Below are 14088 nucleotides of genomic sequence, written 5' to 3'. Positions count from 1 at the left end.
GAGCCGATGCGCCAGCAGCGATAGCTTGATGGCAATCACGCACCAGCCGCCCCGCCTACACCGTTCCTACACAGCGTGGATTGGACAGTTGCAGGCACAGGCGCACGCTTCTGCATCCCTTCACAAACAAGGACGGTTCGTGCCATAACAGCGCCACGCCGTGCCTGCCACCTGCGGCTGCGGCGATGCAACGCATTACGCTGTAACGGAAACCGGAGACTCAGGCTTGGCAACTACCGCATCGGCAACGTTTGACCCGTTGCCGCGTCCCCGTGGTCTCTATTCGCGGCTGCACCTGCTCATTCTTGCCACCCTGTTGCCACTGCTGGTGATCGGCGCCTTTGCGGTCTGGAATGCAGCGCGCGACTACCGCCAAAGCTCGGAGCAGCGCCTGCAGGAGACCGCTACCGCCCTGGCCCGCGGCGTGGATCAAGGCATCGAGGACAACATCAACCAGCTGCGCCTGCTGTCGTTGCTGGCGCCGCAGTTGCAGCACACCGCCCCGGAACTGCAGGCATGGGCACGCCAGAATCCGGACATCCGGCTGATCCAGGACGACAGTGCGGATGCCCGCACCCTGCCCTCAGACCTGCTGTACGACGCACGCCGCGAGGGCAAGGTGCAGGTCTCGGACCTGTTCACCAATATCGACAGCAAGGCCCCTGAAGTGGCCATCGCGTTGCCCTTCGAAGCTGCCGGAACCACCCGCGTGCTGACCCTGGTGCAGCCCTCCAACCGCTTGATCGCCAGCATCACCGGCGCCGGCAGTGACCACCACCTGCTCGCTGCCGTGGTCGACAGCAAGGGCGTCATTGCCGCACGCTCACTGTCGCCGGAACGTTTCATCGGCAAACCCGTGCCCGACTGGGACATCCTGCAACGCCGCGGCGGCCAGCAGGGCCTGATCGACGCCAACAGCAAGGAAGGCACACCGATCATCCTGGCCTTCCACATGCTGCAGGCCGCGCCCGGCTGGGCATTGGTGGTGGGTGAACCACAACAGAGCTTCCAGGCACGCTGGCAACAGCCCCTGCTCGGGATCATTTTCGGTGGCATCGTGGCGGCGCTGATCGCCCTTCTGTTCGCCCATGCCATTGCCCGCAGCATCCTGCTGCCGATCCGCTCGCTGGCCCAGCGCAGCCACAGCGTTGTGGCCAACACGCCCGGCCCTCCCGATCCGCAACCGTCCAGCATCCGCGAAGTACGCAGCCTGCAGAGCAGCCTCAGTGGCACCGTGGATGCATTGAAGAAAAGCGCCGATGAAGCGCGCGATCTTGCCCGTGACCTCAAGGCCAGCGAACAGCGTTACCGCGCCGTGGCCGAAGCTGGAGCGCTGGTACTTTGGCAATCGGACCGCAACGGCCGGGTGCTTTCGGCCACCGGTTGGCGCGAGTTGACCGGCCAGCCCGATGATCATGCGCTCGGCAAGGGATGGCTGCGCCGGGTCAACGAGGACGATCTGGCACAGATCGAAATCGCGCTGGAGCAGAGCTTCACCGCCGCGACCTTGACGCCATTGGATGTGGAGTTCCGCATCCTCGATCTGCATGGGAATTGGCGCTGGCTGCGGGCACGCGGCGCGCGCATCGGCCACACCCAGAGCAGTTGGGCCGGCGTGTTGGAAGATGTGGACGCACGCCGCCAGGCCCAGGCCCGCATCGCCTATCTGGCCCAGCACGATCCACTGACCGGGTTACCCAATCGCGCTGTGTTGTTTGAAAAACTCGAACACGCCCTTCTCGCTGCCCGCCGTGGCCACCGCAGTGCCTTGCTGCTGTTGGACCTGGACCGCTTCAAGGAGGTCAACGACAGCCTCGGCCATCCCAGCGGCGACCGCCTGCTGCAGCAGGTTGCACAGCGCATCCTCGGCTGTGTGCGCGGCAATGATCTGGTGGCCCGCCTGGGCGGTGATGAGTTCGCGGTGCTGATGGCACCGGAGAGCCGTGCTCCCGAAGCCGCATCCTCGCTGGCCGCACGGCTGGTGGAGGAACTGGGCCGCAGCGTCGAGTTGGAGGGACATCAATTCGTGGTCAGCACCAGCATCGGCATCGTACTGATCGACAGCCAGTCCACTGCCACCGATAGCCTGATGCGCAATGCCGACCTGGCGCTGTACCGGGCCAAGGATGAGGGCCGTGGCTGCTATCGCTTCTTCGAGGCGGAGATGGACACCCGCATGCAGCGCCGCCGGCAACTGGAAACCGAACTTCGCACGGCGCTGCAACAGCAGCAGTTTGAACTGCACTACCAACCCCTGGTGGATCTGCGCCAGCGCAGCGTCAGTGGCTTCGAAGCCCTGCTGCGCTGGAACCATCCACAGCGCGGCCTGCTTGAACCCGTCCACTTCCTGGGCCTGGCCGAGGACATCGGCATGATGGTGGTCTTGGGTGACTGGGTGTTGCGCCGGGCCGCGCACGACGCCTGCCAATGGCCGGAGCAGATGAAGGTGGCGGTGAACCTGTCGGTATCGCAGCTGGCCCAGCCCAACCTGGCCGAGGCCGTTGAACAGGTTCTGGCCGCAACCGGCCTGGCGCCGTCCCGGCTGAAGTTGGAAATCACCGAGAACGCCCTGATCGCCAACATCCAGGCGGCATCGGCGCACCTGCTGCGGCTGAAGATGGCCGGCGTATCGATCGTGATGGACGACTTCGGCACGGGTTACTCGTCGCTGGGCTATCTGCGCGCGTTCCCGTTCGACAAGGTAAAGATCGACAAGTCCTTCATCCGCGACCTTGGCGAACAGAGCCAGGGCAGCGCCATCATCGGTGCGGTTTCGCACCTGTGCGCCAAGCTCGGCATCACCTCCACCATTGAAGGGGTGGAGACCCAGGCGCAACTGGCGCAGCTCACCGAAGAGCACTGCGCCGAAGGCCAGGGCTATGTATTCGGCAGGCCGATGCCGCTGGCGCAGGTGGATGAGTTCATCCGCGACTGGCCCATGCGCTGGAACCGCGACAGCTGAGCCACCGCAACCCGGCCTGCTGCCGGCCCAGCAGAAGCTGTGCCGGCAACTGCGGGTTTAGTTCACCCCGCGGATCGCCAGGGTCAATGCAAGCACACTCAGGATCACCGCGATGGTGCCATCCAGAATCCGCCAGGTGGACGGCTTGGTGAACAACGGTGCCAGCATCCGCGCGCCCAGCCCCTGCACGGTCAGCCACACGCCGCTGGCGGTGACCACACCGGCAGCAAACGCCATGCGCGAATCACCAAAGTTGTCGGCAATGGAACCGATCACCATCATGTCCAGCCAGAAATGCGGGTTGATGATGGAGAAACCGGCCGCCGCCATCAGCGCGGTACGCAGTGACTGCTCGCCGTTGTCGTCCAGCTTCATGCCGCCACCGCCCACTACCGCGCGGCGCGCCGACTGCAGCGCATACCAGGTAAGGAAGGCCACGCCACCCCAGAGCAGCACGGTGGTCAGCCACGGCAGCTGATCGGTCAGCTGGCGCAAGCCGGCCACGCTGGCCAGGATGAACACCGCGTCGATGGCGAAACAGGTGGCGATGATCGGAATCACGTGCTGGCGCATGATGCCTTGGCGCAGGATGAACGCACTCTGCGCACCAACGATGGCGAACAGACCAATACCGATACCGGCACCACTGAGCCAGGCACTGCCTGCGGCTTGGGCGGAAATGACCGAAAACATGGGAAACAACCTTGTTACTTGGGGGGATGGACGCAGCGGGAGAACCCACCGGCACGTCCGGACGCGACAATTGTCGCAATGCAGCATCAAAAAGTAGAGCTAAACTTAGTTAACCGTCTTTAGCAGAACTTAATATGCGCATCGACCACGCCCAGCTGCGGGCCTTGGCTGCAGTGATCCGTGAAGGCAGCTTCGAGCGTGCCGCGTTGTCGTTGAATGTCACCGCCTCGGCGGTATCGCAGCGGATCAAGGCGCTGGAGGACAGAGTCGGCAAACTGCTGATCAAGCGCACCATCCCCACCGAGGCGACACCGGAAGGCCAGGTGCTGGTACAGCTGGCCGAGCAGACCGCCCTGCTCGAGCGTGATGCGTTCGAACGTATTGGCCTCAGCGATGCCGAGCTGCCACGTGCCAGCATCCCGGTGGCGGTCAACCACGACAGCATGGAAACCTGGTTCCCGGAGGCGGTGCAGAGCTTCTCGCAGAGCACCTCCACCACCCTGGACCTGCATACCGAAGACCAGGACCATACCGTCGCCCTGCTGCGCCAGGGCGCGGTGATGGGCGCGGTCACCACCCTGTCCGAGCCGGTGCAGGGCTGCCAGATCCACGCCCTGGGCAGCATCCGCTACGCCGCCACCTGCACCCCCGAGTTCCATGCCCGCTACTTTGCCAAGGGCGTCACCGCACAGGCTTTGGCCCAGGCGCCGGTGCTGGTGTTCAACCGCAAGGACGATATGCAGGCCCGCTATGCGCGGCGTCTGGCCGGGGTCGAACAGCCACACAACGCGCCCACCTGGTGGATTCCTTCAACCCGCGCCTTTGTCCACGCCAATCTTGGCGGGCTGGGCTGGACCATGAACCCGCTGCCGCTGGTGCGCCGGCACCTGGACAGCGGCCGCCTGGTCTACGTCAAGGCGCGCGCCTGGGAAGACGTGCCGCTGTACTGGCAGCACTGGAAGGGCGAGGTCAAGACCATGGCCCTGCTGACCCGCGCCATCCTGCAGGCCTCGACCTCGCTGGTGCGCAAGCGCAAGTAAGCAGGCGGCTGGCGGACGAACACATGCTGCGTTGCAAGTTTCCCTAAAGGACACTGTCTGTACCCGGCGCCCGGGCGGATGCTGCGTTGATCGCAACGCCCACCCGTGAGGAGCTGCCAGATGTCGATCAACCGGTCTGTCCCCGTCGTTTCCTGCTGGCTGCTCGGTGCGCTGGCCGCGCCGCTGGCCGGTGCCATGCTGATGTTGATGCCGGCCCGTGCCGAGGCGCTGGACTGTGGCAGCAACAATGGCTACACCTGCAGCGGCACCGCCAACCAGTACGCCGGCGGCTTCAACCCAGGCGTCGGCCAGGGCGGTTTTGGCGGTGGTAGCTGCACCGCGACCAAGACCCCGGTGGTGTTCATCCCCGGCAATGGCGACAGCGCGATCAGCTTCGACATGCCAGCCGGCGCGGTGAGCGGCTTCACCACCCCGCCACGCTCGATCTATGCCGAGCTCAAGGCAGCCGGCTACAACGATTGCGAACTGTTCGGAATCACCTACCTCAGCGCCAGCGAGCGCGCCGCGCCGCAGTACAACTACCACTCCCCGGCTACCTATCAGGTGCTCAAGACCTTCATCGACAAGGTCAAGGCCTATACCGGCAAGAGCCAGGTCGACATCGTCAGCCATTCGCTGGGTTCAACCATGGCGCTGGCGATGATCAAGTACTCCGGCAACCAGGCCAGCGTGCGGCGCTTCATCAATATCGCCGGCGGCCTGCGCGGCCTGCAGACCTGCCGCAGCACCGGCTATCAATCCACGCTGGCGCCCACCTGCAATGCCGAGGCCTACGTCTACCCGTACAACTACTACACCTTTGGCCTGTACCCAAGCACCGGCGTCAGCTACTACGGCTACAACCGCTGGACCGGCAGTGGCAGCGGCAGCCTGCGGACCTTCCCGGCCAGCTATACCGGCATCCGCTTCTACACCATCACCGCCGGCTCGCGTGACCAGGTGCATTGCTTCACCACCAGCTACAGCGCTGGCTGTGCCGATGGCGCGCTGTTCAACAGCAGCACCAATGTTTACGCCCAGGTCGATGTAGGCGCCGGCAGCAGCGCCTACAGCTTCGACTGGAACTGGAGCGATGGCAGCCCTTACAACTTCGGTGGCGGCGATACCAGCAGCGGCGTTGGCCACTTCCGCTCCAAGAACAACGCCGGCCTGATCGTCCGCAACATGCTCGGCAGTGATTGCAGCAGCGATTGCGCGGCAGGCTACAGCGGCGTTTACGGGCCCGCGCTGAATCGCTGAGCGCACCGCTCAGTCGAAGTAGATCGACACGCCCAGCCCGCCCTGCCAGTCGATGGTGTCCGCATCCAGTCCACGCAACACCGAGGCATCCAGCTGCAGGCGCGGGCGCGCCATCCAGGTGACACCGGCACCGGCCGCACGCATGTATTGCGCGCCGGTGCCGTAACCGGCTTCGACATAGGCCGAAACATCGTCGGCCACCGTGATGCTGTAGCTGGGCGAGAACAACCAGCCCTTGCCGCTGTCGCCCCATTGGCGGTCGGCATACAGAGCAAGACTGCTATCGCCCGGCAATGCCCAGGCAACGCTGATACCCAGATCGTAGTCGTGCCCGCCATCGCCCAATGGCGCCCGGCCCCAGGGCAGCGTGGCGCCGGCCTTGAGGGCCAAGGTGAGCTGATCACTGGCCAGCGTTGGCGCCCATTTCAGCGCCACATTGCCATCGCCACCGCCCTTCTCATCCACATGCAGGCCCGCGCCACGTACACGCAATCCGGCCCAGCTGTCGGCGCCCAGCTGCAACTCCAGCGTATCGGCCAGACCATAGCGCAGCAGCGTGTCTGCACTCCACTGGGTGACCGTCACGCCGCCGCTGCGGTCACGGCTGGCATCGGGCAGCCCCTGCTCCCACGCCCACACCTGCTTGCCAATCGTACTTGTGGAAAAACCAATGCCGGGCCGGTCGAATTCGGGCGCGTCATCGGCACGGGCGTAAGGGGCGGCCAGCGCGAGTACGACAAACAGAGGGATCGGGAGGTTCATGGCGGCCATGGTCCACAGCGGCCGTGCTTGACCGTGTGAACGTGGCGCGCATCGTCGGGTAGCCACTGGCTTGGCGGCGTTCGCCCGACGGATGGGTGTCTGTAGAGCTGCTGGCTTCCCGGGTGCGCTTCGCTTACCCGGGCTACGGTGCGGATCAATCGATGCCGGCGGAGCTGTCGGCTTCCCGGGTGCGCTTACCCGGGCTACGGTGCCGGGCGACCTCAGTTGTGAGTCAGCGCGTATTCCAGCGCGCCGATCACGGCGGCTACCTGCGCGTCGTTGCACTGCTGCGGGGTTGCCTTGGGGCTGTCCGGATACACTTCGGTGGTGGTGGTGTAACGCGCACCACTGACGCTGGCGCACAAGCCCAGCGCCTTCAACGGATACTCGATGACGCCTTCAGCGACCACGGTTGAGCCGATGATCTCGCCGCGTTCGTCGGCCGGTGCCAGATGGGTCACCTTGGCAACCTCGGCATTGACGGCCTGCTGGAACTGCGGCTGGCGGTTTTCGGTGTCATCCACCAGATAGAACCCGTCCGGAATCTCGCCCGGCTCGAACGGCTTGCCATCGCGCGCAGCCAATGCCGGACGGAACTCGGTTTCGTCGGTATCGGTGGTTTCGTGCAGATCGATATGCATCAGCACCCGCCCCTGCAGCGGTGCAACCAGCGCCATCAACGCGGCCGACTCCTGCGCCGGGCTGTTCGCCACGAAGGAACGGTTCGGGTCCAGCGCCACTGCATTCCAACGCTGGATGCGCTCATAGCCCCACGGGCTCACACAGGGTGCGACCAGCAGATTGCAGCGGCCGGCATAGGATTGCGCATGCTGGTCGACAAATTGCAAAGCGCCCTGCACGCCACTGGTTTCGTAGCCGTGCACACCGCCGGTAACCAACATCACCGGCAGGGTCTCGTCCCAGTTGCGGCTGCGGATGGCGAACAGCGGATAGCGGCCCGACGGGTAGTCCAGCTCGCCGTACTGGCTCACGTCGAAACGCTCGCGCAAGGCATCGATCCTGCTCACCACTTCGCCGGCATAGCTGCGCTGCACCTGTTGCAAGGCCAGCCATTGCGCACGCTCGGGTGCGCCCCAGGGCTGGCCGGGAGTACCTACGGGATAGAAAGCGGCAACAGTGCTCATGCGCGGTTCTCTTCAATACGAATGATGGCGCGCACTCTACACCCAAGCCGCATCGCCTTCAGGCAACTGCACCGCAAAGCATGAACACCGGTTCAATCGCGATGGCCGCACTTCACCTGGAATTGCAGTTGCCGCGTGCAGGCTGGGGCCACATTGGCGCCAGCGTGCGCCGCCAGCAACAGGAGTCCGCCATGGGCAAGTTTCGCCTCTCTCTCGCCTCGGCCATCGCCGCCACCGCCATCACGCTGTCCGCCGGTGCGCAGGCACAGAATTACGGCCCCAACGATGAAGGCCGCCGCTTCAATGACGGTAGCCGCGTGGTCTGCCACAAGGTTGAGGTAGCCAACAACGCACGTGACCAGAACCGCATTGCCGGCACGGCCACCGGCGCGGTTGTCGGCGGCCTGCTGGGCAACCAGGTCGGCAAGGGCAATGGCCGCAAACTTGCCACGGTGGGTGGTGCGGTGGCCGGTGGCCTTGTCGGACGCAATGTGCAGGGCCGTAACCAGGAGCGCAACGGGCAACGCGCAGTTGAAACCCGCTGCGAGCGCGTCTACCGCTGACACCGCGAACGAGACAAACAACAAAGGCCCCGTCAGGGGCCTTTGTTTTGTGCGGCCTTGGTGATCAGGCCTTGTTTTCGAGCATGCGGCTGATGTCTTCATCCTTCTGCAGCCACAAGCCGTTCATCCACTGCTGGAACTGCGCGCGGAAGTTGCGATCTTCCTGGTAATTGCGGCCGATGAACTCGGCGGGGATCGGCAGCTTGCGTACCAGCACCTTCACTTCCGGCAGGCGGTTGGCCATCAGGTCCATCATCGAGGGAATGCCCTTGGGATAGACGATGGTCACATCCAGCAAGGCGTTCAGGCCCTTGCCCATCGCGTCCAGCACGAACGCAACGCCCCCGGACTTGGGCTTGAGCAGATGCTTGAACGGCGAGGCCTGGCCGGCATGCTTCTCCGCGGTGAAGCGGGTGCCCTCAACGAAGTTCATCACCGCTACCGGAATGCTGGCGAATTTCTCGCAGGCCTTGCGGGTCACTTCCATGTCACGCCGCCCCAGCTCGGGGTTCTTGGCGATCTGCTTGCGGGTGTAGCGGCCCATGAACGGGAAATCCAGCGCCCACCAGGCCAAGCCCAGCACTGGCACCCAGAACAACGAGCGCTTCAGGAAGAAGCGCAGCAGCGGGATACGCCGGTTGAACACTTTCTGCAGCACCAGAATATCAACCCAGCTCTGGTGGTTGGCCAGCACCAGGTAGTGCCCATCGCGCTCCAGCCCTTCGGTACCGCTGACTGTGAAACGGGTGGCGGTGAAGGTATGGATCATGGCGCTGTTGACCGCGATCCAGCTCTCGGCCAGCCCGGTCAGCAAAGGATTGCAGGCCCTGCGTACCGCCTGGAATGGCAATGCCGCCTTGAACAGCGCCACCACGAACAACGGCAGGCAATGTGCCAGCGTGTTGATCACGATCAACGGGAGAATCAGAGCTACACGCAACCACACCATGGAAATAACCGCGGGGAACGACCCCAGAACCCAAAGAAGCACAGGGTAGCAAAAGCGGCGCTTCAGGTTTTATCTCAAGCCCACTTCATGGCCCCGTGTTGCGGCCAAGCCCCTGGATTGTCTACGGTTTGTCCACGGCAGCGGGCCAGAAACCAGTACGGACATTCAGCCGACGGCCGCTGCCGGCAGCAAGCCTATTGCAGGCTGGTCTGCACCACCTCAACCCGGATGCCGGCATCGGCCATGGCCTGGTTGGCGGCCGCCAACTTCAGCCGCATGTCCTTGCGGAAGCACTGGTCGATGGCGTGCTCGATCTCCGGCTCGCGTGCCATCAGCTTGCGCAGGGCATGCCGCTCCAGCGCCAGGTAGCGCGTCGGCTTGGCGGTGATGATCGTTGCCGTGGCCGGCATGTCGGTCAGCACGCTGATCTCCCCGGACAGGGCGCCGGCACCACACCAGCCCACCACCACCTCGTTCACCACCACCGCTACTTCGCCGTCGGCAATGAACAGCATGTGGCTGGCCTGTTCGCCGTGCCGTATCAACACCTCGCCAACCCCGGCCTCGCACCATTGGCCCAGGTCCAGCACCCGCCGCGCCTGCGCCGGTTCCAGCAAAGGCAACACCGCTTCGCGGAAGCGCCGCTCCTCGACGGAAAAATGGCTGATGCGGTTGCGATAGACCTGCAATGACAGCTGGCCCACATTGACGGCCACGAAGATGACCTCCCACGTGGCGCTGACGTAGTCGGAGATCATCACCGAGTAGGTGATGCTGAGCAGCCCGGACGCCACCGCCAAGCTGCGCAGCCACATCATGCGCGTCATCAGCATCGACAGGATCAACAACAGGTAGCTGGCATGGCCAACCATGCCGTCAAGCGAAAGGGCGGATTGGAAAAAGCTGTTCAGGTCCATGCGCGGAGCATGGGTCAAGCCCTGCCCGCCCGCAATCAACACGCTCAGGCAGGGCCCCACCGACACCCGGAAGCGCCGCGCCCTGGCCACGCCCGGCAAACAAATGCCCGCTCTTACGGTGACACGGCGCGGCCAACGCGCAGTACCTGCGGACCTGCCACGTCCGCCGCGCCCCGACTCGGCAGCCTGCCCACCTCCACAAGCCAGGGGTGTGGGCCGCAGCCTGACAGACGCTGTAATCTGGACACCGCATAATCCCTGCCCCGCCCTCGCAACGCTCTTTCATGCCTTTCAAGCTGCCACCACTGGGTGAGGTATTGGATCTGCTGCCCGACGCGGTATGCATGGTTGCGCCCGACGGCGAGTTGCTGATGGTCAACGCCGCATTCGAGACCATCTTCGGCTACAGCCCCGCCGAGGCAGTCGGCAGGCAGATCATGGACCTGGTGCACCCGGATGATCGTGCCGCCACCGAGCAGTCGGCGCAGGATGCGATGCAAGGCCGGCCGCGCTCAAATTTCCGCAACCGCTACATCCGCAAGGATGGAACCGCCGTCGACATCCAATGGTCAGCCAAATGGCTGCCCGAGTACGGCATTCGCATCGGCGTTGGCCATGAGGTAACCGCATTGCGCGGCATCGAGCGCCAGTTGGAGCACCTCGCCAGCCACGACGCGCTCACCGGCCTGCCCAACCGTTACCACCTGCGCCGCGAGCTGGAAGCCGCGCTGGCGCGTTCCACATGCAGCGCTGAAGGCCTGGCCCTGCTCTATATCGACCTGGACGGCTTCAAGGCCGCCAACGACCGCTATGGGCATGAGGCCGGGGACCGCCTGCTGCGCGACGCAGCCCGCCAACTGCGCGACGGCCTGCGCCAGAACGACCTGATCGCCCGCGTCGGCGGCGATGAATTCGTCGCCGTCCTGCCGGCCTGCGCCAGCCGTGATGACGCCTTGTCCATTGCTGCTGCCCTGCGCGCACGGCTGGCAATGCTGGAGAGCCTCGGCGCTGACACACCACAGATCGACGCCAGCGTCGGTGTGGCCTGTTTCCCGGTCGACGGCGATGATGTGGACGCGTTGCTGCGCCACGCTGATGCGGCCATGTACGCCGCCAAAGCAAAGAAACGCCTGGGCGACAGACCTTCCGATCCTTTCCTGGATCCGGCGCTTTGATGCAAGTGGTTGCGGCGCCTGCCACAGCGTACGGCGACGCGCCCTGTTTCGAACGCGACCATCCTCTTGCGCCCGACCTGCCGAGCAGCGTCACCGGCAACATGAGCGGTTACTTCGACCATGATCGCTTCAGGGTGGCCGTGGACGACAACATGCTGGTCGTGTCCCAAGCCGAGGATCCTCCGCGCCGCTTGCAAGCGCTGTCGCCTACACGCTTCGTCAAGCCTGCCGGCGACACCTCGCAACCGCGTTACGAGTTCCTGCGCGGCGCGGACGGCAAGGTGCGGGGGCTGCGTGTGCAACGGGACGGTGGGCAACTGCACTTTCACAAGCTGTAAGTCAGTCCAAGCCGGCCCTGAGCAGCGCGGCCCATGCCATCATTCCGGCACCTTGTTGGAACTGCCGGTAATGAGCACCGAACACGAAGATCTTGAGCGTATACACAACCATGTCTACGCGGCGGTGGACGCTGGCCAACTCAGCGATGCCACGCGCGCTTTCGACGTGCTGCTGCAACACCATCCGGACAACCCGTTCTATCACTACATGCGCGGGCTGGCGCTGAAATACCAGATGGACTGGGCCGGATCGCTGCGTGACAACCTCCGCGCCATCGAACTTTCCGAGGAATTCGGCCAGGCCCAGCATTGGAACGCAGCCATTGCCGCAACCGGCCTTGGCCAATGGGCAACGGTGCGCGAGCTGTGGGCCGCCTGCGGCATCGCCATTCCTGAAGGCGACGGCCCCATCGACGGCGACTTCGGTGTGGCGGTGGTGCGATTGAACCCGTGGAGCACCGGCGAGACGGTGTTCATGCGCCGCATTGATCCGGTGCGCGCACGCATCCTCAATGTGCCGCTACCGGAAAGCGGCCACCGCTTCGGTGACATCGTGCTGCACGACGGCGCCGCCACCGGCGCGCGCTTTGATGGCGAACGCGAGGTGCACGTCTTCAACGAACTGGAACGCGTGGTGCCGTCCGATTTCCAGACCTTCGTGGTGTTCGTGCGCGCGGAAAGCCGCGAAGACCTCGACGCACTGTTGCGCGCCAGCGCACCGGGCATCGGCTATGCCGAGGACTGGAGCCACAGCATTCGCCACTATTGCCTGCGCTGCAGCTACGGCGCGCCGCACACTCATGCGCAGCCGGCGGACCAGGATCAGGCCCAGCCGTGGCAGCCTGAGCGCAACCTCGGCATCGCCGCGCAAAGCCACCTGTCGGTCGAAAAACTGCTGAAAGACTGGGTCGCCGGCCACCCCGGCCGACAGCTGGACGCGATTGAAACCCGCGAATGTGCAACGCCGGTGCGCGAAGATGGCCATGCATGGTGGCTGTCGCCAGACGAAGCAGACGAGGATGAAGCTGCGCCCAGCGACGAGGACGAATGAAGCATCGGCAACAGCGACGTGACGGCTACCCGTCACGTCGCAACCGGCGTCACGCGCCGCTGAGTACCGGCTCCAGCAGCCGAAACGTACCCGCGTCGGCATCCATTTCCACCTTGCCACCGACCGGCACGATGAACTGCTCCTTGATGTGGCCGATCATCGCACCGCGATACGCCGGGATCTTCAACGGCACGATGTAGTCGTCGAAGATCTGGTCCAGGGTCAAAGACCCATAACCATCGCCCGGCGAACAATCGGTGCACTCACCAAAAATAAAGCCGGCGATCTTGTCCAGCGCGCCCATCAGCTTCAAGGTGCTGAACATGCGGTCGATGCGGTAAGGCGCTTCGGCCACGTCTTCCAGGAACAGGATCTTGCCGCTGAAGTCCGGCAGGTAGGGCGACCCCGCCAATGCGGTCAGCACCGTCAGGTTGCCACCGACCAATTCGCCACGGGCCTTGCCGCCGCGCAAGGTCAAGGTGCGGTTTTCTCTGGGTACCAGCTCGTCATCCGGCTCGCTGCGGTTCTGGTAGTGCATCAGCTCGCGCTTGAAGAAAAGCCGATCAAACTGGTCGACATTGAAACGGTTCCAGCTGCCCGCGCCGATCTGCCCATGGAAGGTGATCAGCCCGGTCTTGGCCTGGATGGCGCAATGCAGGGCGGTGATATCCGAATAACCCAGCAGGACCTTGGGATTGGCGCGGATGCGGTCATAGTCGAGCAGCGGCAGCAGCCGCGCCGCGCCGGAGCCGCCGCGTACGCAGATGATGGCCTTGACCTGCTTGTCGCCGAACATGGCGTTCAAGTCGCCGGCGCGCTCAGCATCAGTACCGGCCAGATGACCATGACGCGCGTCGTAGTGGGCACCGGTCTTGACCACAAAGCCCAGCGCTTCCATCGCCTCGCGCGCAAGTTGCAGGCTGAGCCGCTCACTGCTGGCCGAGGAAGGACTCACCAGGCCAACCATATCGCCCTTGTTGAGCCCGGCGGCAAGCAGTTGCTTGTGGGTGGCGGCAAGTGCGCCCTGCATGCCGATCAGAGGCAATGCAGCCGCCACTGCAGCCCCACCGATGAAACGCCGTCTATCCATGTTGTTGCCTGTAACCGGGATGTAGCCCAAGAGTAGCAGCGCCCAGCGGTAGAGCCGAGCCATGCTCGGCTGGGGCTTTACCGGGAAGGCTTCTGCCGAGCATGGCTCGGCACTACAGGTGAAGCGCTGCATCGCCGTGGGTA

General features: G+C 64.4%; 13 protein-coding genes. 7 read left to right on the top strand and 6 right to left on the bottom strand.

Features of this window, described 5'->3' with window-relative positions; translation table 11 throughout:
* Nucleotides 1–226: 226 nt before the first annotated feature.
* Nucleotides 227–2962, top strand: a complete 2736-nt coding sequence (locus tag ABE493_RS08705) for a bifunctional diguanylate cyclase/phosphodiesterase (RefSeq protein ID WP_346498538.1) — start codon at nt 227–229, stop codon at nt 2960–2962.
* 57 nt (nt 2963–3019) lie between these two features.
* Here ABE493_RS08705 and ABE493_RS08700 read toward each other — a convergent pair whose 3' ends face one another.
* Entirely contained in the window at nt 3020–3655 is a 636-nt protein-coding gene (locus ABE493_RS08700) for a LysE/ArgO family amino acid transporter (protein WP_346498537.1), read from the bottom strand.
* Between the two features lie 134 nt (nt 3656–3789).
* Between ABE493_RS08700 and ABE493_RS08695 the strand changes: the two genes are divergently transcribed.
* Both ABE493_RS08695 and phaZ7 read left to right on the top strand, forming a co-directional pair.
* Nucleotides 3790–4695 carry a LysR family transcriptional regulator ArgP gene (locus tag ABE493_RS08695; protein ID WP_346498536.1) on the top strand — a complete coding sequence of 302 codons (906 nt, stop codon included), beginning with the start codon at nt 3790–3792 and terminating at the stop codon, nt 4693–4695.
* Between the two features lie 120 nt (nt 4696–4815).
* Nucleotides 4816–5955 (top strand): extracellular native short-chain-length polyhydroxyalkanoate depolymerase PhaZ7, encoded by a 1140-nt coding sequence (phaZ7, locus tag ABE493_RS08690; RefSeq protein WP_346498535.1) that lies wholly within the window; start codon nt 4816–4818, stop codon nt 5953–5955.
* A gap of 9 nt (nt 5956–5964) precedes the next feature.
* Here the strand turns inward: phaZ7 and ABE493_RS08685 are convergent, their stop codons facing one another.
* Entirely contained in the window at nt 5965–6717 is a 753-nt protein-coding gene (locus ABE493_RS08685; RefSeq protein WP_346498534.1) for a transporter, read from the bottom strand.
* A gap of 221 nt (nt 6718–6938) precedes the next feature.
* A complete protein-coding gene (locus tag ABE493_RS08680) occupies nt 6939–7862 on the bottom strand; it encodes a M14 family metallopeptidase (RefSeq protein WP_346498533.1) in 924 nt (307 codons plus the stop codon).
* 191 nt (nt 7863–8053) lie between these two features.
* Between ABE493_RS08680 and ABE493_RS08675 the strand changes: the two genes are divergently transcribed.
* Complete coding sequence (locus tag ABE493_RS08675) at nt 8054–8425, top strand: glycine zipper 2TM domain-containing protein (RefSeq protein WP_346498569.1); 372 nt, start codon at nt 8054–8056, stop codon at nt 8423–8425.
* Between the two features lie 64 nt (nt 8426–8489).
* On the opposite strand, the gene ABE493_RS08670 is transcribed toward ABE493_RS08675, so the two are convergent.
* Entirely contained in the window at nt 8490–9374 is an 885-nt protein-coding gene (locus tag ABE493_RS08670) for an acyltransferase (protein WP_346498532.1), read from the bottom strand.
* Between the two features lie 194 nt (nt 9375–9568).
* Nucleotides 9569–10291: a Crp/Fnr family transcriptional regulator gene (locus ABE493_RS08665; RefSeq protein WP_346498531.1), complete on the bottom strand. Its 723-nt coding sequence runs from the start codon at nt 10289–10291 to the stop codon at nt 9569–9571.
* A 284-nt stretch (nt 10292–10575) separates the two neighbouring features.
* Between ABE493_RS08665 and ABE493_RS08660 the strand changes: the two genes are divergently transcribed.
* From ABE493_RS08660 to ABE493_RS08650, 3 genes are all read left to right on the top strand, one after another.
* Entirely contained in the window at nt 10576–11466 is an 891-nt protein-coding gene (locus ABE493_RS08660) for a sensor domain-containing protein (protein WP_346498530.1), read from the top strand.
* On the top strand, nt 11466–11804 hold the full coding sequence (locus ABE493_RS08655) for a hypothetical protein (protein ID WP_346498529.1): 339 nt from the start codon (nt 11466–11468) through the stop codon (nt 11802–11804). The genes ABE493_RS08660 and ABE493_RS08655 overlap by 1 nt, the downstream gene beginning before the upstream one ends.
* Before the next feature lie 70 nt (nt 11805–11874).
* Nucleotides 11875–12855, top strand: coding sequence for a hypothetical protein (locus ABE493_RS08650; RefSeq protein WP_346498528.1), 981 nt, complete (start codon nt 11875–11877; stop codon nt 12853–12855).
* Between the two features lie 49 nt (nt 12856–12904).
* Here the strand turns inward: ABE493_RS08650 and ABE493_RS08645 are convergent, their stop codons facing one another.
* Complete coding sequence (locus tag ABE493_RS08645; RefSeq protein WP_346498527.1) at nt 12905–13945, bottom strand: S66 peptidase family protein; 1041 nt, start codon at nt 13943–13945, stop codon at nt 12905–12907.
* Nucleotides 13946–14088 lie beyond the last annotated feature (143 nt).

It is taken from the genome of Stenotrophomonas terrae (assembly GCF_039674165.1).
Taxonomy (GTDB): domain Bacteria; phylum Pseudomonadota; class Gammaproteobacteria; order Xanthomonadales; family Xanthomonadaceae; genus Stenotrophomonas; species Stenotrophomonas terrae_A.
The sequence above is the reverse complement of the archived record's forward strand: the minus strand, read 5'-3'. Positions and strand labels throughout refer to the sequence as shown.

Coding starts and splice junctions, on each gene's coding strand:
- ABE493_RS08700 (WP_346498537.1), bottom strand. CDS start 3,655: ATGTTTTCGGTCATTTCCGCCCAAGCCGCAGGCAGTGCCTGGCTCAGT.
- ABE493_RS08695 (WP_346498536.1), top strand. CDS start 3,790: ATGCGCATCGACCACGCCCAGCTGCGGGCCTTGGCTGCAGTGATCCGT.
- phaZ7 (WP_346498535.1), top strand. CDS start 4,816: ATGTCGATCAACCGGTCTGTCCCCGTCGTTTCCTGCTGGCTGCTCGGT.
- ABE493_RS08685 (WP_346498534.1), bottom strand. CDS start 6,717: ATGAACCTCCCGATCCCTCTGTTTGTCGTACTCGCGCTGGCCGCCCCT.
- ABE493_RS08680 (WP_346498533.1), bottom strand. CDS start 7,862: ATGAGCACTGTTGCCGCTTTCTATCCCGTAGGTACTCCCGGCCAGCCC.
- ABE493_RS08675 (WP_346498569.1), top strand. CDS start 8,054: ATGGGCAAGTTTCGCCTCTCTCTCGCCTCGGCCATCGCCGCCACCGCC.
- ABE493_RS08670 (WP_346498532.1), bottom strand. CDS start 9,374: ATGGTGTGGTTGCGTGTAGCTCTGATTCTCCCGTTGATCGTGATCAAC.
- ABE493_RS08665 (WP_346498531.1), bottom strand. CDS start 10,291: ATGGACCTGAACAGCTTTTTCCAATCCGCCCTTTCGCTTGACGGCATG.
- ABE493_RS08660 (WP_346498530.1), top strand. CDS start 10,576: ATGCCTTTCAAGCTGCCACCACTGGGTGAGGTATTGGATCTGCTGCCC.
- ABE493_RS08655 (WP_346498529.1), top strand. CDS start 11,466: ATGCAAGTGGTTGCGGCGCCTGCCACAGCGTACGGCGACGCGCCCTGT.
- ABE493_RS08650 (WP_346498528.1), top strand. CDS start 11,875: ATGAGCACCGAACACGAAGATCTTGAGCGTATACACAACCATGTCTAC.
- ABE493_RS08645 (WP_346498527.1), bottom strand. CDS start 13,945: ATGGATAGACGGCGTTTCATCGGTGGGGCTGCAGTGGCGGCTGCATTG.